A 19,568-nucleotide genomic window follows, 5' to 3' on the forward strand; every position below is an offset into this window, starting at 1 on the left:
GGAACTAACACATGGAAATTTCATTATTAACAGATGTTGGTCAGAAACGAACAAATAACCAAGACTATGTCAACCACTATGTCAATAGAGCTGGACGTACCATGATTATCCTAGCTGATGGTATGGGAGGTCATCGCGCAGGGAATATCGCTAGTGAAATGGCGGTAACAGACCTAGGTGTAGCTTGGGTAGATACTCAAATCGATACAGTTAATGAAGTGCGTGAATGGTTTGCTAACAACCTTGAGATTGAAAATCAAAAGATTAACCAATTGGGACAAGATGAAGCCTATAAAGGAATGGGAACAACTCTCGAGGCTGTTGCTATTATTGGCAATCAGGCTATCTATGCCCACATTGGGGATTCTCGTATCGGTTTGATTCGTGGAGAGGAATACCACCAGTTAACAAGCGACCATTCTTTGGTCAATGAATTGCTCAAGGCTGGTCAATTGACACCTGAAGAAGCAGCTAGCCACCCACAGAAAAATATTATTACCCAGTCAATTGGTCAAAAAGACGAAATTCAGCCTGATTTTGGAATGATTACCCTTGCGACAGGAGATTATCTCCTACTTAATAGCGATGGATTAACCAACATGATTTCAGGCAGTGAGATTTGTGATATTGTAACCAGTGATATTCCTTTGGCAGATAAAACAGCGACGCTCGTGCGTTTTGCTAACAATGCAGGAGGTTTAGACAATATTACGGTTGCCCTTGTTTCTATGAACGAGGAGGATGAAGAATGATCCAAATCGGCAAGATTTTTGCCGGGCGGTATCGGATTGTGAAACAGATTGGCCGAGGAGGCATGGCAGATGTCTATTTGGCCAAGGATTTAATTCTAGATGGAGAAGAAGTGGCAGTGAAGGTCCTGAGGACCAACTACCAGACGGACCCAATAGCTGTAGCTCGTTTTCAGCGTGAAGCGAGAGCTATGGCAGATCTAGACCATCCTCATATCGTTCGGATAACAGATATTGGTGAGGAAGACGGTCAACAGTACTTAGCTATGGAGTACGTAGCAGGACTTGACCTCAAGCGCTATATCAAGGAACATCACCCTCTTTCAAATGAAGAAGCGGTCCGAATCATGGGACAAATCCTCTTGGCTATGCGCTTAGCTCATACTAGAGGCATTGTTCACCGTGATTTGAAACCTCAAAATATCCTCTTGACACCAGATGGGACTGCCAAGGTCACAGACTTTGGGATTGCGGTAGCCTTTGCAGAGACGAGTCTGACTCAGACCAACTCTATGCTGGGTTCGGTTCACTACTTGTCACCAGAGCAGGCGCGTGGTTCTAAAGCGACTGTACAGAGTGATATCTATGCCATGGGGATCATCTTTTATGAGATGTTGACAGGACATATCCCTTACGATGGGGATAGTGCAGTGACCATAGCCCTCCAGCATTTCCAGAAACCATTGCCATCGGTTATAGCTGAGAATCCATCTGTGCCTCAGGCTTTAGAGAATGTTGTCATCAAGGCAACTGCCAAGAAATTGACAGATCGTTATCAGTCAGTTGCAGAGATGTATGTGGACTTGTCTAGTAGTTTGTCTTATAATCGTCGCAATGAGCCTAAATTGGTGTTTAATGATACCACTAAGGCTGACACCAAGACTCTTCCTAAAGTTCCACAAAGTACCTTGACTTCGATTCCTAAGGTGCAAACACAAAGTCCAAAGCCACAGACTGCGAAGCCGAGTCAGCAGGCTTCAGAGGACAATTACGCAACCAAGCCTGTTAAGAAACGGAAATTTAGAGTTCGCTATATGATTTTGTTGGCCAGCATTGTATTGGTGGCAGCTTCTCTTATTTGGATACTATCCAGAACTCCTGCAACCATTGCCATTCCAGATGTGGCAGGTAAGACAGTGGCGGAAGCCAAGGAAACCCTCAAGAAAGCCAATTTTGAGATTGGCGAGGAGAAATCAGAGGCTAGTGAAAAGGTGGAAGAAGGGCGGATTATCCGTACAGATCCTGACGCTGGAACTGGTCGAAAAGAAGGAACGAAAATCAATTTGGTTGTCTCATCAGGTAAGCAATCTTTCCAATTGAGCAATTATATCGGCCGTAAATCGACCGATGTTATCGCAGAACTCAAGCAGAAGAAGGTACCTGAAAATCTCATCAAGATAGAGGAAGAAGAATCAAGCGAGAGTGAAGAAGGAACAGTTCTTAGACAGAGCCCGTCAGCTGGAACAACTTATGATTTGAGTAAGGCCTCAACAATTACTTTAACTATTGCTAAGAAAGTAACCAGCGTTGCTATGCCAAGTTATATAGGATCTAGTCTTGAATTTACTAAAAATAATCTCGTTCAAATTGTCGGTATTAAAGAAGCCAACATTGAAGTTGTAGAAGTTACCACAGCTCCTTCCGGAACTGCTGAGGGTACCGTCGTTGAACAGAGTCCAAGAGCAGGTGAAAAGGTAGATTTGAATAAGACACGCATCAAGATTTCAATTTACAAACCGAAAACACCGCCGTCAACATCATCATCAGCACCAGCCCAACGTGGAAACCAAGGTTCTACTACAACACCAAGTCAGGGGAACCAGCAAGGAAATCAACGAGGAGATACTCATTCTACTAATCAATCAAGTAGTGAAGGAAACCACGAAAATTCTCGTGATTAAACGAATCTTTGTCATGATTTCATGGCAAAGATTTTTTTTGACTCCAGATTTGTGATAGAATAGAGGGAGTTGATAAAAGGAGGAAAGCATGGAAGAATCAAAAGAATTAAATGCCGTCATCGATGTGATTATGCTAGCAGGGACCATTCTCTTAAAAAGTGGTTCAGAGATTCATCGTGTAGAAGATACCATGATTCGAATTGCGCATTCGCAGGGGATTGTGGATTGCAATGTTCTTGCCATGCCTGCCGCAATCTTTTTCTCCATTGAAAATACCAATATTTCGCGTATGAAGCGCGTGACCTCCTCTTCTTATAACATCGAAAAAGTCTGCGATGTGAATCAGATTTCTCGTCAGTTGGTAGGGGGGCAGATTGATTTAGAAACAGCCTTCAAGCAATTGACGACTTTACAAACTCAACCCCTTCCCTATACTAAGTTGCAGGTAACTCTGGCTGCGACCTTTAGCGCCCCATTCTTTTCGATTATGTTTAGTGGAAATATCTACGACGCACTTGGGGCAGGAGTGGCTACTTTATTTGGTTTTGCCTTTTCCCTTTATGTGGAGAAGTTTATTCGAATTCCCTTTGTGACAGCCTTTGCTGGAGCCTTTGTCTTTGGGATGATAGCCCAGTTTTGGGCTCGCTACACAGGCTTTCCCTCAACGGCAGATTTGATTATAGCTGGTGCGGTCATGCCTTTTGTACCAGGAATTGCCTTGACCAATGCGGTCCGTGATATTATGACTAACCACATAAACTCTGGTATGAGCAAGATGTTTGAATCCCTGCTCATCACCCTTGCTTTAGGGGCAGGAACTTCTGTCGCCTTGGTATTGATGAATTGATATGACACTAACAACCTTTTTATTACAAGCAGTAGCAAGTCTTCTTGCTATTATTACCTTTCTAATCGTACTCAATGTTCAGCGGTCCATGCTCTTACCAGGAGGAATTTTGGGCATGGCTGTCTGGCTAATCTATCTCTTGCTTAAAGAACCGACCAATGTCATCGTAGCCACCTTCATTGCGGCTATTATTGGTTCTTGTGTCAGCCAGATTTTAAGTATTCTTTATAAGACACCTGCTGTGGTCTTTATCTTGGCCATCTTGGCACCACTGGTTCCGGGTTATCTCTCCTACCGAACAACTGCCTTTTTTGTGACAGGGGACTATAATAAAGCGCTGGCAAGTGCAACATTAGTTGTTATGCTGGCTCTGGTCATTTCCATTGGAATGGCTAGTGGAACAGTGATTCTCAGACTTTATTCTCACTTACGAAAACAGCATAATGGTTAGAATAATAAGCGACTTGATTTGGTGAATCAAGTCTTTTTTCTCTCTTTTACTGCTATTTGTGATAAAATAGTATAGAACGATTTTTTACAATGAATGATAAAACAGAGGTAAATATGACAATCGGTATTGATAAGATTGGTTTTGCGACCAGTCAATATGTCTTGAAATTACAAGACTTAGCAGAAGCGAGGGGAATTGACCCTGAAAAATTAAGCAAAGGACTCTTGCTCAAGGAATTGAGTATTGCGCCCCTAACTGAGGATATCGTGACCTTGGCGGCCAGTGCAAGTGATTCTATTTTAACGGAGCAAGAGAGACAAGAAATTGACATGGTCATTGTAGCTACTGAGTCAGGAATTGACCAAAGTAAAGCTGCAGCCGTCTTTGTGCATGGCTTGCTTGGCATCCAGCCCTTTGCTCGTAGTTTCGAGATTAAAGAAGCCTGCTATGGAGCGACAGCTGCCCTTCATTATGCCAAATTGCATGTGGAAAATTCTCCAGAGTCCAAGGTATTGGTCATTGCCAGTGATATTGCCAAATATGGTATTGAAACTCCAGGAGAACCAACTCAGGGTGCTGGCAGTGTGGCCATGTTGATTACACAAAATCCACGCATTATGGCCTTTAATAATGACAATGTGGCTCAGACTCGTGACATCATGGATTTCTGGCGTCCAAATTACTCAACAACTCCTTATGTAAATGGTGTCTATTCTACCCAACAATATTTGGATAGTTTGAAAACGACTTGGCTTGAATACCAAAAACGCTACCAGGTTACTTTGGATGATTTTGCGGCTGTTTGCTTCCACTTGCCTTATCCTAAATTAGCGCTAAAAGGCTTGAAAAAAATCATGGATAAGAACTTGCCTCAAGAGAAAAAAGACCTCTTGCAAAAGCATTTTGACCAGTCTATTCTCTACAGTCAAAAGGTGGGGAATATCTACACTGGTTCCCTCTTCCTTGGACTTTTGTCTCTCTTGGAAAATACAGATAGTTTGAAGGTTGGGGATAAAATTGCCCTTTATAGTTACGGAAGTGGTGCTGTGGCTGAGTTCTTCAGTGGTGAATTGGTTGAAGGATATGAAGCTTATCTGGATAAAGACCGTTTGAATAAGCTCAACCAACGAACTGCCCTGTCTGTTGCTGACTATGAAAAAGTCTTCTTTGAGGAAGTGGACTTGGATGAAACAAATTCTGCCCAGTTTACTGGCTATGAAAATCAAGACTATGCCTTGGTTGAAATTGTCGACCACCAACGCCGTTATAGCAAGGTTGAAAAATAATGAAGATAAGTTGGAATGGATTTTCTAAAAAATCATACCAAGAGCGCCTCGAGCTGTTAAAAGCTCAGGCGCTCCTTAGTCCTGAGAGACAAGCGAGTCTGGAGCAGGATGAACAGATGAGTGTGACTGTGGCAGACCAGCTGAGTGAGAATGTAGTGGGAACTTTTTCTCTGCCTTATTCGCTGGTCCCAGAGGTCCTCGTCAACGGTCAGGAATACACAGTTCCCTATGTGACAGAAGAACCCTCTGTGGTTGCTGCGGCCAGCTATGCCAGCAAAATCATCAAGCGTGCAGGTGGCTTTACTGCTCAAGTCCATCAGCGTCAGATGATTGGACAGGTAGCCCTTTATCAAGTTGATGATTCTGATCTAGCGCAAGTGCAGATCGCCAGCAAGAAAGCAGAACTCTTGGAACTTGCCAATCAAGCCTATCCTTCTATCGTTAAACGAGGAGGTGGGGCGCGTGATTTGCATGTAGAACAGATAAAAGGCGAAACAGACTTCCTTGTTGTTTATCTCCATGTTGATACCCAAGAAGCCATGGGAGCCAATATGCTCAACACCATGCTGGAAGCCTTGAAACCAGTCTTAGAAGAACTCAGTCAGGGACAAAGTCTCATGGGAATCCTATCTAACTACGCGACCGATTCTCTGGTGACAGCAAGCTGTCGTATCGCCTTTCGCTACTTGAGCCGCCAAAAGGATCAAGGACGAGAAATTGCGGAGAAAATAGCTTTGGCTAGCCAGTTTGCGCAGGCTGATCCTTATCGAGCAGCTACCCATAATAAAGGAATTTTTAATGGTATTGATGCCATTTTGATTGCCACTGGTAATGACTGGCGTGCCATCGAAGCCGGGGCTCATGCTTTTGCCAGTCGAGATGGACGCTATCAAGGTCTTAGTCGATGGAGTCTAGATAGGGACTCAGAAGAATTGGTTGGTGAGATGACATTACCCATGCCAGTAGCGACCAAGGGTGGCTCTATCGGTCTCAACCCTCGTGTAGCCCTCAGTCATGAGCTACTGGGAAATCCTTCTGCCAAAGAATTAGCCCAGATTATCGTGTCTATCGGACTTGCCCAAAACTTTGCAGCCCTGAAAGCTTTAGTCAGCACAGGAATTCAGCAAGGCCACATGAAATTGCAGGCCAAATCCTTAGCACTCCTCGCAGGTGCTAGTGAATCCGAGGTAGCTCCTCTAGTCGATCGCCTCATCGCAGATAAAACCTTTAACTTAGAGACTGCCCAGTGTTATCTAGAAAACTTAAGATCATAAAAAACTCAGACGAATTGGTCTGAGTTTTCTTGTGCTTAAATACTTTTTCCTGGTAATAATGTAACTGGTAAGAAGTAACCTGTTGTGGCGACTTCCTTGCCTTCGATCTTCTGCAAGAGTAGGTCAACAGTAAGGCAGGCAATTTCTTCCAAGGGTTGCTTAATAGTAGCCAGTTGAGGATAGTAATTCTCGATAAAGTAGGTACCATCGTATCCGATGACCTTGAGCTCTTCAGGGACAGAAATGCCCAGTTCTTGAGCAATTTTAATGACCAGAATAGCTGTTAAGTCATCTGAAGCAAAAATGGCATCTGGCTTTTGTCGAGTTAAGATATTCTTGATTTCCATTTCTTTTCTGACAGGAGAAAAATCACTGGAAACATTGATAATAGGAGCTTTTGGGAGTACGGATGCAAAACCAGCGTGGCGTAGTCCGGTTGGCGAATTGGAATTGTCATTCCCTGTAATCATGATGATAGATTGGGCGCCTGTCTTGACCAAGGTCTGGGCAGCAAGGACCCCGCCAGCATAGTTGTCAGAGGAGACGACGGGAATATCTGGTGACAGATTTCGGTCAAAGGAAATAATTGGTGCCGTCACGCGATTGTAGTCTTCGATTCCCAAGTTGTGACTACCCGAAATGATGCCGTCCACCTGATTGGCTTCCAACATTTCGATGTATTCACGTTCCTTTTCAGAATCGTGCTCACTGTTGCAGATGATGGTCTTGTAACCATTTTTGAAGAGTTGGTGTTCCAGCTTATCAATCAATTCTGCATAGAAAACGTTGGAAATATTTGGGAAAATCAAACCGATTAACTTAGCCGATTTTCCTTGCAGACTACGAGCTAGGTTGTTGGGTTTATAGCCCAATTCCCGCATGGCTTCATTAACCTTTTGAATGGTTTTTTCAGAGAGATATCCTTTTTTGTTGATAACCCGAGAAACGGTAGTAGGGCTGACGCCTGCAAGTTTGGCGACATCAGTTAGTTTTGCGACCATAATCTAATTCATAGTAAGTTCCAGTTGGGTTTCCAGATTTAATCAGGATACCATTTTGGTCCTCATGTGGGAAGACACGACCAGAAAATACTTTTTCTCCTTTATTGATGAAAATTTCAAAGACAGAGTTATCGATGAAAATCGTAGCAGTAGTAGCCTGATTCTCGATAGGGCAAGAGCGAGTTGTTCCAAATTCTTGGGCATACTGTTCACCAGCCTGGCTACGATCCACTGTCACTTGACCATTTACAAGGTCAAAGTTGATGGAAAGTCCCTTGCCTTCTTGATCAGCTAGTAAGACAATCTTGCTCTGGCTATTAGCTTCCAAGCTGAGTTCAAGTTCGTAAGTGTTCTTAGTTTGGGCACGGTTTGAGAAAGGTTCTTCAGAAGCACGAAGGTCCTTGATAGCTGCAACTGGGTATTGGTGGAGTTTGCCGTCTTTGATAGTGAGTTCCTTGACCAAAGAGAAGGTTCCTTGGTGGTCAAAACGGTCAGATGGATATGAAATATCAGGCAAGCCAAGCCAGCTAACAGCTAGAGCACGTCCATCAGGAGCGTTGAAGGCTTGAGTTGCATAGGCTTCGAAACCATAGTCCATGTTTTGAAGTTGAGATACATCTACCATTTTAGCATTTTCAGGGTCGAAGGAAGCCCCAATCTTATACATATTTGGATAGATATTATCGTAGTCTAGAACTTTCTTATCTAAACCTTGTGGGCAGTAGAGAAGGACAGGTTGCTCCCCGACAAAGACAAGATTTGGGCATTCCATCATGTAGGCAGTACGGTCGTTAGCAAAGTCAAGGTTGCCAACGGCTTGCCAGTTTGTATAGTCGTTGTCTACAGCCTTGTAGAGACGGACGAAGCCTTTTTTCTCCAAGTCCTGTCCACCGACGATAGCATAGTATTGGCCCTTGAAGTTAAAAATTTGCGGATCACGGAAGTGGTCAGTAGAGTCTGCTGGCTGGTCGATCAAGATCTTGTCAATCTTCGTAATCTTGCCATCCTTGTCCATCAAAGCACCGATTTGGTACGGGTGACGGATCCAGTTTTCATCGCGGACATTTCCTGTATAAAATAGGAACAAGTTATCGCCAAACTGCATGGCAGAACCAGAGTAGGCACCGTGGCTATCTAATGGAGTATCAGGCAAAACTTTGACTCCAGTTTCTCTAAAGTGAACCAAGTCATCACTTTCCAATTGCACCCAAGATTTTAAACCGTGGGCTGCACCAAAAGGAAAGTTCTGATAAAAAACAATCCACTTGCCATCAAAGTAAGAAAAGCCATTTGGGTCATTGAGAAGTCCTGTTTTTGGCTCAACATGGTAATGAGTATGCCATGGAGAGTGTGCCATATTTTCTTTTATATGTTTAATTTCTTCTTGCGTCCAATCTTGATAAAGTCTGTAACGACGCTCAGTTGTCCATTCCATTCATTCATTCCTCCGAAAATCTTATCACTTTTAATAGTAACCGTTTTCGAGCAAAAATGCAAGCCTTTTATGTTAAAAAAGAGAAAAAACTGTCAAACGTTTATCACAAAATAAATGCAGGAAATCAATCAAATTTTCAGGAAAATATGAAAGATAATGAAACAAAACCCTTTTAAATAAGATTTTAAACTTATTTTTTAAGGAATGCCTGCTAAAACAGTCAAAATCAATCAATCTAAAGCAAGCTTACTAAGTGGATAGAATATTTTTTCTGCAAAACGCTTGACATATTTCTAAAACATGATAAAATAATAGTCGTAAGGGCGGATAAAATCGCTTTCAAACAAGAACAAAATTTTATATAAGGAGATTTTTGCTATGGATTATAGTAAAGTTGCTGCCGAGGTCATTGAGGCTGTCGGTAAGGATAATCTTGTAGCTGCAGCCCACTGTGCAACTCGTCTTCGTTTGGTATTGAAAGACGAATCAAAAGTGAATCAAGCAGCTCTAGATAATAATGCGGATGTCAAGGGAACTTTTAGCACTAACGGACAATATCAAATTATCATTGGTCCTGGTGATGTTAACTTCGTGTATGCGGAAATCATCAAGAAAACTGGTTTGAAAGAAGTTTCGACAGATGATTTGAAAGAGATTGCTAATAAAGACAAAAAGTTCAATCCATTGATGGACTTGATTAAACTTTTGTCAGATATCTTTGTTCCTATTATCCCTGCCTTAGTTGCAGGTGGTCTCTTGATGGCTTTACGGAACTTCTTGACATCACCAGACTTGTTTGGACCTCAATCAATTGAAGATATGTATCCTGCTATCAAAGGCTTCTCAGCTATGATTCAATTGATGTCTGCTGCTCCATTTATGTTCCTCCCTGTTTTGGTTGGTATTTCAGCAGCCAAGCGCTTTGGAGCAAACCAATTCCTTGGTGCGGCAATTGGTATGATTATGACCACTCCAGATTTGGGTGGTAAAGAAGCCTTCTGGGACATCTTAGGTTTCCATGTTACACAAACTAACTATGCTTATCAAGTTATTCCAGTCCTTGTTGCAATCTGGTTGTTAGCAAATTTGGAAAAATTCTTCCACAAGAAATTGCCATCTGCAGTTGACTTCACTTTCACACCGCTTTTATCAGTGATGCTTACAGGCTTCCTTACCTTTACAGTTATCGGTCCTGTTATGTTGGTTGTGTCTGATGCGATTACAAATGCGATTGTATGGTTGTACAACACAACAGGTGCCTTTGGTATGGGTCTATTTGGTGGAACTTACTCACTAATCGTTATGACAGGTCTTCACCAATCATTCCCAGCAATCGAAACACAATTGTTGTCTGCTTACAATAATAACGGTACTGGATTTGGAGACTACATCTTTGTTGTTGCTTCAATGGCAAACGTAGCACAAGGTGCGGCTACTCTTGCAATCTACTTCTTGACAAAAAATGCTAAAACAAAAGGATTGTCAAGTTCGGCTGCTGTTTCTGCCTTCCTTGGTATTACAGAACCTGCTCTCTTTGGGGTAAACTTGAAATACAAATTCCCATTCTTCTGCGCCCTTGCTGGTTCAGCAATTGGTGCCTTCGTAGCAGGTTTAACTCACGTTATTGCAGTTTCATTGGGAGCGGCTGGATTTATTGGATTCCTTTCTATTAAGGCTGCTTCAATCCCTATGTATATAGTTGCGGAAATTATGTCCTTTGTTGCCGCCTTTGCTTTCACTTATTTCTACGGGAAAACAAAAGCAGCTAGTGTCTTTGCTGATGAAGCTGCTACAGCAACCGCAGAAACAGTTACTGAACCTACAGTAGAAGCACCAGTAGTGGAAGAGACTGATACTCTTCAAAATGAAACACTTGTAACTCCTATCGTCGGTGATGTTGTAGCTCTTGCTGATGTCAATGACCCAGTCTTCTCAAGCGGAGCTATGGGACAAGGTATCGCTGTGAAACCAAGTCAAGGTGTGGTATATGCACCAGCTGATGCGGAAGTTTCAATCGCCTTTCCAACAGGACACGCTTTTGGTTTGAAAACAACTGATGGTGCTGAAGTCTTGATCCACGTTGGTATTGACACTGTATCTATGAATGGTGAAGGTTTTGAAGCAAAAGTTGCTCAAGGTGATAAGGTTAAAGCTGGCGATGTTCTTGGAACCTTTGACTCAAACAAAATTGCTGCAGCTGGTCTTGATGATACAACAATGGTTATCGTTACAAATACAGCTGACTACGCTTCAGTAGCTCCAGTCGCAACAGGTTCAGTTGCGAAGGGGGATGCTGTGATCGAAGTGAAAATCTAATCAATCCTCTCTAATGTGAAAACGAACAAATGACATGTTTGTTCGTTTTTGCTTGAATGGTAAGATTTACAGAGGAAAATCTAAAAAATAGAGAAATTTAGACTTTCGAAATATGCTATAATAAAGAAAATAAAAACAAGAGGTTTATCATGACAAAATTATATGGAAGCTTGGAAGCGGGCGGTACAAAGTTTGTCTGTGCTGTCGGTGATGAAAACTTTAACGTTGTAGAAAAAACACAATTTCCAACAACAACTCCAATCGAAACAATCGATAAAACCATCGAGTTCTTCTCAAAATTCGATAACCTTGCTGGTCTTGCAGTTGGGTCATTTGGTCCGATTGATATTGATAAAAACTCAAAAACTTATGGCTTTATCACGACGACTCCAAAACCAAACTGGGCAAATGTGGACTTGCTTGGTGCCCTTCGTCGTGCCCTCAACGTGCCAATGTACTTCACTACAGACGTAAACAGCTCTGCCTATGGTGAAGTGGTTGCCCGTAACAATGCTGGCGGTCGTATCGAAAACTTGGTTTACTACACAATCGGTACAGGTATCGGTGCAGGTGTCATCCAACGTGGTGAGTTTATCGGTGGTATGGGTCATCCTGAAATGGGTCATTATTATGTTGCTAGACACCCAATGGATATTGAAAAAGAGTTTAAGGGTGTTTGTCCTTTCCATAAGGGATGTCTGGAAGGCTATGCAGCTGGTCCAAGTTTGGAAGCTCGTACAGGTGTACGTGGGGAAAATATTGAACTCAACAACCCTGTTTGGGATGTCCAAGCCTACTATATCGCTCAAGCTGCGGTCAATGCGACAGTGACTTTCCGCCCAGACGTGATTGTCTTTGGTGGAGGGGTCATGGCTCAACAACACATGCTGGACCGTGTCCGTGAGAAATTTACATCTCTTCTTAATGGCTACCTACCAGTACCAGATGTGCGTGATTACATTGTAACGCCAGCAGTAGCGGGAAATGGTTCTGCCACTCTTGGGAACTTTGTTCTTGCAAAAGAAGTTTCAAAATAAAGCACAAAATCCGCTTGGGAAACCAAACGGATTTTTTACGTGTCAAAGCATTTGCCAGAAAAAGTCAATAATATAGGTCAGACCGTAGGTATAAACTACGAGGGTAAAGGGCTTGGTCAGAATGATGATGGTCATATAGCGCTTGAAGCTCATCTTGGTCAGGGCAGCTAGCATACAGAGAAAGTCAGCTGGACTAATAGGCCAAATCATCATAAAGATAAAGAAACGGTCAAAACGATTGCCCTTATCTAACCAGCCGATATACTTGTCATAGGTACGCTTGCTGACGACGGACTGGACAAAGGCAGCTCCATAGAGGCGCACCAGATAAAAGATAATGGCACAGCCAATGACAATGCCGATATAGTTGTAGATCGTACCGATGATGTGCCCGTAAATAAAGACCCCTGCCACCGAGGTCAAGGCCCCAGGAATGATAGGGACGACCGTTTGTAAAATCTGTAAAAAGATAAAGAGGGGTGGACCCCAGATACCTGCCTGCTGGATAAAGGCAGAGAGGGTTTCCTTAGACTGTAAAACCCCAGCCTGATAAGCCCAAATACAGAAAATCAAACTCCCAATCCCACCGACAATCGATGAGATGTTGATAACTTGCTGTAAAAGGGGAGAAACAGCTTTCATTTGTTTATCCTGTGACATGTAAACTCCTCATAGATAGTATATTTCTACTATACCATATTTTGGAGGAGAAAGGGGGAATGAGTGTTTTTGCTGAGAAATAGATGGGAATACAGGCCTTCGAGATTTAGAATAGATCTCTTTCCTAAAATTTACATGTATCCTAGATTTAGAATAAGCGTAATTTCATAAATTTAAAAGTATTCTAAGCTTCGAATAGCTTATCTACGAAAGTTTTGAGGTCTTCTAGCTTTCGAATAGTCGTATTTGCTAAAGATTATATGTATTCTAAAGCTAGAAAGGCTAAAATCGAAAAATAGCAAGAGTCTCTATCTGATGGAAGGAGTGTATGTCTAGTCAGATAGAGATTTTTTAAGTTGGAAATGTCTGATTTGTCCTGAAAAGTACATTTTAGATGGAAATAATGACAGTTGAGCGGATGGGGGTTAAAATGGTTTTGGAAACTGTTAGAATGAATGTATCAACTTAAAGGAGAAAAATTAATGAAGAAAGTTAGAGATGATGAGGAGAGTGTACTATGGTCATTTCCTGTAGTTGGAATTGTATTATTGGTCTGTGTATTGTTTCAAGTCTTTGTATTTAAGGATAGACCTTTGATTCAACATGGTAGACAAGGAAGCATTGTAAAAACAGATCAAAAACAGGTCTATCTTCCAGAACTAATCCAGTCTTGGTTTGATAAAGAAAAAACAAAATGATTCGTTAAATAGAAAGGATATCATCATGACAAAAACATACGCTATTCGCCCTCTTAGTTACAGCAACTTTACCAACCGTGAGTTTGAAAGCCTGATGATGGATACTCATCAAAGTTTGGCAACTTTTTCTAAGGCAAACAAGGATGAGGGAATGTATGCCAAACATTTGGAACCCTTCAAGACCAAGCTAGATGATTTTCAAGCTCAACTTGCGGCGGTGGAGACGAAAGAGTCTAGCAATCTGACAGAAGTCGATCGCAATCGTGATAGTGCCTTGGTCGGTCTCTTTACCCTTCATAGAGGATTTGCGAAGATTAAGGATGCCAAGCTCAAAGAAGCACATGAAACTCTGAAACCAGTCTTTGCTAAGTATAAGGACATCACCAAGCACAGCAATGATGTAGAAACGGCAGAAATCAAGAGTCTGCTCAAAACGCTTAGTGAAACACCCTATCATGAGGCAGTGACCAGTCTAGGACTGACACCTATGCTGACGGCTGTGGTCAATGCTCAAGAGGAATATGACCAAGTGGATAGTAAGGCGCGTGCTTCTAAGTCTGCCAAGGAAGTTGGCAAGACCAGACAACTCCGTACCGAACTTTCAACTAGTTACGACCTCTTTATGCGCTATACCGCAGCCAGTGCAGAAGCTTATCCTGAAAAGGAACACCTGACCCAACTCCTCAAGGAACTCAATAGCATCCGAGATAGCAAGCGCCGTCTCATTACTAGTAGCAAAAAAGATAAAAAGACCAAACCAGCAGAACCAGCCCAAGAAGCAGGATAAAGACAACCCCTTAGAAGCGGATTTCTAAGGGGGATTTTTGTGGTTTCGTGGTATAATTTTAGTAATTATCTATTATGTAGAGGAGAAAAATTCATGGCAGATACTATTCTAATTATGGGCAATGGCTTTGATATCGCTATGGGACGAAAAACAAAGTATACAGATTTTATTGAGTTTGAAAAACAATTATTTTCTAATCCAGATGAGGAGTTACTGGAGTTTCTAAAAGCTAAAAATATTAGTATAGAGAAATACAAAGATAATTTATATTTGAAATTTATTAATGAAAACGAAGAAACTCTAGGGATAAATTGGTCGAATATTGAACTCATTATTTCAAGACTTTTGGATGCTATTGTATATTTTAAAAACAACAGTGATGTGTTATTTGAAAGTATTTACTATTTTGATACTTATAAATTTGATAAAGTTTTATTAGATAGAAGTAATTATATTGCAAAATATTATGTTGTTAAAGTGATCGTGGGGAATTTTGGTCAGATTGAGTTTGATAATAAAGAAAAAGAGCTACTAATAGAGGAACTTGATAAGTTATTTCTTAATCAACTTGATTTATTAATTGAGCTATTAGAAATTTATCTGTCGTATTTAGATTATATAGATTTTGATATTCAAAAGTTTGAAGCAAATTCAACAGCTTTAGATGCAATATCAGATTTATCAAATTCTTCAGTTCTAAACTTTAATTATACTAATACATCAGGATATTTATTTGGGACTTCTGAGGAAAAAACTCATTTTATACATGGCCGAATTGATTTGGATAGAACTTTCAATCGAATCAATACGATGGTCTTTGGAATTGAGGACAAAGAAAATAATGTCAACAGTGATTTAATTCCTTATCAGAAATATTATCAAAGAGTTGTTAAAGAAACAGGAACTAAATTTGAAGACTTTTTCAAACCAGTTTATGAGTATTTAAATGTAGGGATAGCGAAATCATTTCCTAAAAATATCATTATTTTTGGACACTCAGTAGATCCCTTGGATAAGGAAATATTTCAAAAATGTTTTGCATTAGCAGAAAATGGAAAGTATGATTACCGATTTGTTTTTACTTATTTTGATGAGCCTGCTAAACGTTCAATTGTTAAGAATCTAGCAATCATTCTAGGTAAAGAAAAGCTGATTGAATTAACAGGGAAACAGAAAATTGTATTTATAAAGAGTGATGATAAAGCTGGTATGGAAGAAGTGCTACTACCTTAATATTGACAAAAAGTAATTGATTTTATAGAAAACAATTGTCAAATCTTATTTTTAAAATAGTTTTTACCCCACTCGCTTTTATCACTTCGAGTGGGTTTTCTTAAAATATGATAAAATAGAAGAGATAATACATTAAATAAGGGAAGTAAAAATGGCAAGTAAAGAAAATGCAGAACGCAAGGAGCTGCATCGTAAAATTTGGGCGATTGCGGACGATGTTCGTGGGGCTGTAGATGGTTGGGATTTTAAGCAATATATCCTAGGAATCCTTTTCTATCGCTTTATTTCAGAGCACATGGCTGACTATTTTGACCGCGCTGAGCATGAGGCTGGCGACTTAGAATTTCGTTATGCTAGCTTAAGTGACCAAGAAGCTGAGCAAGATTTTAAACCAGGGACAGTTGAGGATAAGGGCTTCTTTATCCTTCCGAGTCAACTATTTGAAAATGTAGTCAAGGATGCTTCACAAAATGAAAATTTAAACGAAGAATTGGCCAATATTTTTCAAGCTATTGAGAAGTCAGCGATTGGCTTCAAATCAGAAGATGATATCAAAGGTTTGTTTGATAACTTGGATACACGAAGCAACATCCTTGGTGGGACTGTTCCAGAAAAAAATAAGCGCCTATCTGATATCCTCAATGGCATCAATAGCATTAACTTTGGTAACTTTGAGGAAAATGATATCGATGCCTTTGGGGATGCCTATGAGTTCTTGATTTCCAACTATGCTAGTAATGCAGGAAAAAGTGGTGGAGAATTTTTCACACCTCAGACAGTTTCTAAACTACTAGCTCGACTAGTCATGGTCGGCAAGGATAAGATTAACAAGGTTTACGACCCAACATGTGGGTCGGGCTCGCTTTTGCTCCAGATGAAAAAACAATATGAAGAACATATCCTAGAGGATGGTTTCTTTGGTCAAGAAATTAACATGACCAACTATAACTTGGCTCGTATGAATATGTTCTTGCATAATATCAACTACAATAACTTTGATATTAAGCGAGGAGATACCCTTTTAAATCCTCAGCATTTAGAAGAAAAGCCATTTGATGCTATTGTTTCTAATCCTCCGTATTCTGTCAAATGGGTGGGAGATGGAGACCCAACTCTGATAAACGATGACCGTTTTGCGCCAGCTGGCAAGTTAGCACCCAAGTCAAAAGCTGACTTTGCCTTTATTATGCATAGTCTCAACCACTTGTCTAACAGAGGTCGAGCAGCCATTGTTTGTTTCCCGGGTATCTTCTATCGTGGTGGTGCTGAAAAGACCATTCGTCAGTATCTAGTAGATAATAACTTTGTTGAAGCGGTTATAGCCCTTCCGGGAAATCTCTTCTTTGGAACCCCTATCTCAACTACGATTTTGGTTCTGGCAAAGAATAAAATAGAAAATAAAACCCTCTTTATCGATGCGAGTAAAGAATTCAAAAAAGAGACTAATAACAATGTCTTGACGGATAACAATATTGAGCACATAGTTGAATTGTTTTCTAATTATCAAAGTGTGGACTACAAATCTGCTCTTGTTGATAATGAGGTGATTGGTTCAGAGCAAGATTACAATCTATCTGTTTCAACCTATGTCGAACAAGAAGATACCCGGGAGAAGATTGATATTGGTGAGCTCAATAAAGAAATCGCTGATACTGTTGCCAAGATTGACCACTTGCGTGCAGAGATAGACAAGATTGTAGAGGAATTGAGCCATGGCAAATGATGTGATTCTCTATAGAACTGATGACGGGGAGTCAGCTATTGAACTCCACCTGGATAATGGAACGGTCTGGCTCACCCAACAAGAACTAGCTGAGCTCTTTCAAACTTCCAAGCAAAATATTAGTAAACATATCAAGGCAATATTTGAGGATGGTGAATTAGATGAAACAGTGGTTGTCAACTATCAGTTGACAACCACTCGTCACGGTGCAATGGCTGGTAAAACTCAGTCCAAAAAAGTCGCTTACTATAATCTCGATATGATTCTGGCGATTGGGTATCGAGTGCGTTCCCCTCGTGGCATTCAGTTTAGACACTATGCTTCGACAGTCTTGAAAGAGTATCTAATCAAGGGCTTCGCTATGGATGATGAGCGCCTGAAAAACTTGGGTGGAGGCTCTTACTTTAAAGAACTCCTTGAAAGAATCCGAGATATCCGCTCGAGTGAAAAAGTCTTTTACCGTCAGGTTTTAGATCTTTTCGCGACATCAAGCGACTACAATGCAAATTCACTAGAGGCAAAGAAATTTTTTGCGACGGTTCAAAATAAGATGCATTATGCCATTCACCACAATACTGCCAGTGAACTCATCTACAATCGTGTTGATAGTGAAAAGGAGTTTATGGGCTTGACTACTTTTAAGGGAGACCTCCCTACTCTATCTGAAGCAAAAGTTGCCAAGAACTATCTGACAGAAAAGGAACTGCGTGGGCTTAATCAGCTTGTATCAGGATATCTAGATTTTGCGGAAAGACAGGCAGAGCGAGAAGAAGTCATGACTATGGCAGACTGGGTAACACATGTAGATCGTATCCTTCAGGCTACTGGAGAAGACTTGCTGGACAATAGTGGTTCTATCTCTCATGAACAGATGAAGCAGAAGGTAGATAAGGAATATAAGAGCTACCAAGCCAAGACTCTCAGTCAAGTTGAAAAAGATTATCTTGAGGAAATCAAAAGTATTGAAAATCTAGCCAAGGAAGGAGGGAAACCATGAACATCCTAGAAGAAATCCAAAACTGTCCTGTTGAGTGGAAAGAGTTGGGGGAAGTAGTTTTTACTTTGACAAGTCCTGTAAAGTTAGCTAAGAAGCAGTATCAATTGACAGGAAGAATACCGATTGTTGATCAGGGTGAACAATTCATAGCAGGATATACAGATAATGAAAAATATCTTGAAAAAGATGAATATATAATTTTTGGAGATCATTCAGAACATATAAAATTTGTAGATTTCGCTTTTGTTCAAGGAGCTGATGGTTTAAAAATTTTGAAACCAAAGAAAGGTATAAACGCAAAATATCTATATTATTGCGTTTGTAATTTTTATAAGAAAGAGGGGAACTATAAAAGACATTGGAGTAATGCGAAAATTACTCTTATACCTATTCCTCCACTAAAAATTCAAGAAGAAATTGTGCAAAAACTTGACAAAATGACAGAGTATGTTACAGAATTGACCTCAGAATTGACCTCAGAATTGACCTCACGTAAAAAGCAATATTCTTATTATCGAGATAAACTCTTATCATTTGAGGATGAGGTTTATCATGTTGAGTGGAAGATACTTAAAGATGTTGCTAAATTGAAGAATGGAAAAGATTGGAAAGCTATTCCAAATGGAGAAATACCAGTATATGGTAGTGGTGGAGAAATGGGAGAGTTTGTTGCTGATTATTCTTATGACAAACCAACTGTATTGATTCCTAGGAAAGGTTCTATTTCTAATTTATTCTATTTAGAAAAAGCTTTTTGGAACGTAGATACAATTTACTATACAGAAATTGATGAAACTAAGCTTATTCCAAAGTATTTTTATTATTATTTAACGACTGTTAATTTAGAAGAAATGTCAACTAATCCAACAAGACCTAGTTTAACTCAAGCTATTCTAGATAAAATTAAAATCCCAGTCCCTTCTCTCGAAATCCAATCGCGTATTGTTCAAGTTCTAGACAACTTTGATATGGTTTGTAATGACCTAAACATCGGACTTCCCAAGGAGATTGAACTACGCCAAAAACAGTACGAATATTTTAGAGAAAAACTCTTGACATTCGTCGCCGAAGGCGAGTACACTGAGAGTAGAGTAGAGTAGAGGAGTGGGACAACTCTGCTATTATCAAGCTTTTACAGTGGGTATTTGGTCCAATTCGGGCGGAACTAGGTAG

At 40.6% G+C, this 19,568-nt stretch carries 17 protein-coding genes; 14 read left to right on the forward strand and 3 right to left on the reverse strand.

Annotated elements, in window-relative coordinates; all coding sequences use genetic code 11:
• Window positions 1–11 precede the first annotated feature (11 nt).
• The 6 genes from F9B91_RS00215 to F9B91_RS00240 all read left to right on the forward strand — a co-directional run bounded on the left by F9B91_RS00215 (window position 12) and on the right by F9B91_RS00240 (window position 6,508).
• The gene (locus F9B91_RS00215) at window positions 12–752 is read left to right on the forward strand and encodes a Stp1/IreP family PP2C-type Ser/Thr phosphatase (RefSeq protein ID WP_000406255.1); all 741 of its coding nucleotides are present in this window, start codon (window positions 12–14) and stop codon (window positions 750–752) included.
• Window positions 749–2,650, forward strand: a complete 1,902-nt coding sequence (gene pknB, locus F9B91_RS00220) for a Stk1 family PASTA domain-containing Ser/Thr kinase (protein ID WP_150922195.1) — start codon at window positions 749–751, stop codon at window positions 2,648–2,650. Before F9B91_RS00215 ends, pknB begins: the two co-directional genes overlap by 4 nt.
• Window positions 2,651–2,738: 88 nt before the next feature.
• Window positions 2,739–3,497, forward strand: a complete 759-nt coding sequence (locus F9B91_RS00225; RefSeq protein WP_150922196.1) for a threonine/serine exporter family protein — start codon at window positions 2,739–2,741, stop codon at window positions 3,495–3,497.
• Window position 3,498: 1 nt separating this feature from the next.
• Window positions 3,499–3,948 carry a threonine/serine exporter family protein gene (locus tag F9B91_RS00230; RefSeq protein WP_150922197.1) on the forward strand — a complete coding sequence of 150 codons (450 nt, stop codon included), beginning with the start codon at window positions 3,499–3,501 and terminating at the stop codon, window positions 3,946–3,948.
• A 113-nt stretch (window positions 3,949–4,061) separates the two neighbouring features.
• The gene (locus F9B91_RS00235; RefSeq protein ID WP_191962391.1) at window positions 4,062–5,234 is read left to right on the forward strand and encodes a hydroxymethylglutaryl-CoA synthase; all 1,173 of its coding nucleotides are present in this window, start codon (window positions 4,062–4,064) and stop codon (window positions 5,232–5,234) included.
• Window positions 5,234–6,508, forward strand: a complete 1,275-nt coding sequence (locus tag F9B91_RS00240; protein WP_150922199.1) for a hydroxymethylglutaryl-CoA reductase, degradative — start codon at window positions 5,234–5,236, stop codon at window positions 6,506–6,508. The genes F9B91_RS00235 and F9B91_RS00240 overlap by 1 nt, the downstream gene beginning before the upstream one ends.
• Before the next feature lie 35 nt (window positions 6,509–6,543).
• On the opposite strand, the gene F9B91_RS00245 is transcribed toward F9B91_RS00240, so the two are convergent.
• A complete protein-coding gene (locus F9B91_RS00245; RefSeq protein ID WP_000226009.1) occupies window positions 6,544–7,509 on the reverse strand; it encodes a LacI family DNA-binding transcriptional regulator in 966 nt (321 codons plus the stop codon).
• On the reverse strand, window positions 7,490–8,944 hold the full coding sequence (locus F9B91_RS00250; RefSeq protein ID WP_150922200.1) for a sucrose-6-phosphate hydrolase: 1,455 nt from the start codon (window positions 8,942–8,944) through the stop codon (window positions 7,490–7,492). The genes F9B91_RS00245 and F9B91_RS00250 overlap by 20 nt, the downstream gene beginning before the upstream one ends.
• A 378-nt stretch (window positions 8,945–9,322) precedes the next feature.
• On the opposite strand from F9B91_RS00250, the gene F9B91_RS00260 reads away from it, so the two are divergent.
• Both F9B91_RS00260 and scrK read left to right on the forward strand, forming a co-directional pair.
• Window positions 9,323–11,260: a sucrose-specific PTS transporter subunit IIBC gene (locus F9B91_RS00260; protein ID WP_084925696.1), complete on the forward strand. Its 1,938-nt coding sequence runs from the start codon at window positions 9,323–9,325 to the stop codon at window positions 11,258–11,260.
• A gap of 149 nt (window positions 11,261–11,409) precedes the next feature.
• Window positions 11,410–12,297 carry a fructokinase ScrK gene (gene scrK, locus F9B91_RS00265; protein ID WP_125452480.1) on the forward strand — a complete coding sequence of 296 codons (888 nt, stop codon included), beginning with the start codon at window positions 11,410–11,412 and terminating at the stop codon, window positions 12,295–12,297.
• Between the two features lie 42 nt (window positions 12,298–12,339).
• On the opposite strand, the gene F9B91_RS00270 is transcribed toward scrK, so the two are convergent.
• Window positions 12,340–12,957: a TVP38/TMEM64 family protein gene (locus F9B91_RS00270; RefSeq protein WP_150922201.1), complete on the reverse strand. Its 618-nt coding sequence runs from the start codon at window positions 12,955–12,957 to the stop codon at window positions 12,340–12,342.
• Window positions 12,958–13,439: 482 nt separating this feature from the next.
• Here F9B91_RS00270 and F9B91_RS00275 point away from each other — a divergent pair, with 482 nt between their 5' ends.
• The 6 genes from F9B91_RS00275 to F9B91_RS11235 all read left to right on the forward strand — a co-directional run bounded on the left by F9B91_RS00275 (window position 13,440) and on the right by F9B91_RS11235 (window position 19,495).
• Window positions 13,440–13,655, forward strand: coding sequence for a hypothetical protein (locus F9B91_RS00275; RefSeq protein ID WP_084886720.1), 216 nt, complete (start codon window positions 13,440–13,442; stop codon window positions 13,653–13,655).
• Window positions 13,656–13,680: 25 nt separating this feature from the next.
• Complete coding sequence (locus F9B91_RS11230) at window positions 13,681–14,442, forward strand: DUF6261 family protein (protein WP_191962376.1); 762 nt, start codon at window positions 13,681–13,683, stop codon at window positions 14,440–14,442.
• Window positions 14,443–14,535: 93 nt separating this feature from the next.
• Window positions 14,536–15,675, forward strand: coding sequence for an AbiH family protein (locus F9B91_RS00285; protein WP_033685436.1), 1,140 nt, complete (start codon window positions 14,536–14,538; stop codon window positions 15,673–15,675).
• Window positions 15,676–15,826: 151 nt separating this feature from the next.
• Complete coding sequence (locus tag F9B91_RS00290; RefSeq protein WP_084862952.1) at window positions 15,827–17,398, forward strand: type I restriction-modification system subunit M; 1,572 nt, start codon at window positions 15,827–15,829, stop codon at window positions 17,396–17,398.
• Window positions 17,388–18,395, forward strand: coding sequence for a virulence RhuM family protein (locus tag F9B91_RS00295; RefSeq protein WP_033685434.1), 1,008 nt, complete (start codon window positions 17,388–17,390; stop codon window positions 18,393–18,395). Before F9B91_RS00290 ends, F9B91_RS00295 begins: the two co-directional genes overlap by 11 nt.
• Window positions 18,392–19,495 (forward strand): restriction endonuclease subunit S, encoded by a 1,104-nt coding sequence (locus F9B91_RS11235; protein WP_033685668.1) that lies wholly within the window; start codon window positions 18,392–18,394, stop codon window positions 19,493–19,495. The genes F9B91_RS00295 and F9B91_RS11235 overlap by 4 nt, the downstream gene beginning before the upstream one ends.
• Window positions 19,496–19,568 lie beyond the last annotated feature (73 nt).

It is taken from the genome of Streptococcus mitis, from assembly GCF_008763935.1.
Taxonomy (GTDB): domain Bacteria; phylum Bacillota; class Bacilli; order Lactobacillales; family Streptococcaceae; genus Streptococcus; species Streptococcus mitis_DB.

Coding starts and splice junctions, on each gene's coding strand:
- F9B91_RS00215 (WP_000406255.1), top strand. CDS start 12: ATGGAAATTTCATTATTAACAGATGTTGGTCAGAAACGAACAAATAAC.
- pknB (WP_150922195.1), top strand. CDS start 749: ATGATCCAAATCGGCAAGATTTTTGCCGGGCGGTATCGGATTGTGAAA.
- F9B91_RS00225 (WP_150922196.1), top strand. CDS start 2,739: ATGGAAGAATCAAAAGAATTAAATGCCGTCATCGATGTGATTATGCTA.
- F9B91_RS00230 (WP_150922197.1), top strand. CDS start 3,499: ATGACACTAACAACCTTTTTATTACAAGCAGTAGCAAGTCTTCTTGCT.
- F9B91_RS00235 (WP_191962391.1), top strand. CDS start 4,062: ATGACAATCGGTATTGATAAGATTGGTTTTGCGACCAGTCAATATGTC.
- F9B91_RS00240 (WP_150922199.1), top strand. CDS start 5,234: ATGAAGATAAGTTGGAATGGATTTTCTAAAAAATCATACCAAGAGCGC.
- F9B91_RS00245 (WP_000226009.1), bottom strand. CDS start 7,509: ATGGTCGCAAAACTAACTGATGTCGCCAAACTTGCAGGCGTCAGCCCT.
- F9B91_RS00250 (WP_150922200.1), bottom strand. CDS start 8,944: ATGGAATGGACAACTGAGCGTCGTTACAGACTTTATCAAGATTGGACG.
- F9B91_RS00260 (WP_084925696.1), top strand. CDS start 9,323: ATGGATTATAGTAAAGTTGCTGCCGAGGTCATTGAGGCTGTCGGTAAG.
- scrK (WP_125452480.1), top strand. CDS start 11,410: ATGACAAAATTATATGGAAGCTTGGAAGCGGGCGGTACAAAGTTTGTC.
- F9B91_RS00270 (WP_150922201.1), bottom strand. CDS start 12,957: ATGTCACAGGATAAACAAATGAAAGCTGTTTCTCCCCTTTTACAGCAA.
- F9B91_RS00275 (WP_084886720.1), top strand. CDS start 13,440: ATGAAGAAAGTTAGAGATGATGAGGAGAGTGTACTATGGTCATTTCCT.
- F9B91_RS11230 (WP_191962376.1), top strand. CDS start 13,681: ATGACAAAAACATACGCTATTCGCCCTCTTAGTTACAGCAACTTTACC.
- F9B91_RS00285 (WP_033685436.1), top strand. CDS start 14,536: ATGGCAGATACTATTCTAATTATGGGCAATGGCTTTGATATCGCTATG.
- F9B91_RS00290 (WP_084862952.1), top strand. CDS start 15,827: ATGGCAAGTAAAGAAAATGCAGAACGCAAGGAGCTGCATCGTAAAATT.
- F9B91_RS00295 (WP_033685434.1), top strand. CDS start 17,388: ATGGCAAATGATGTGATTCTCTATAGAACTGATGACGGGGAGTCAGCT.
- F9B91_RS11235 (WP_033685668.1), top strand. CDS start 18,392: ATGAACATCCTAGAAGAAATCCAAAACTGTCCTGTTGAGTGGAAAGAG.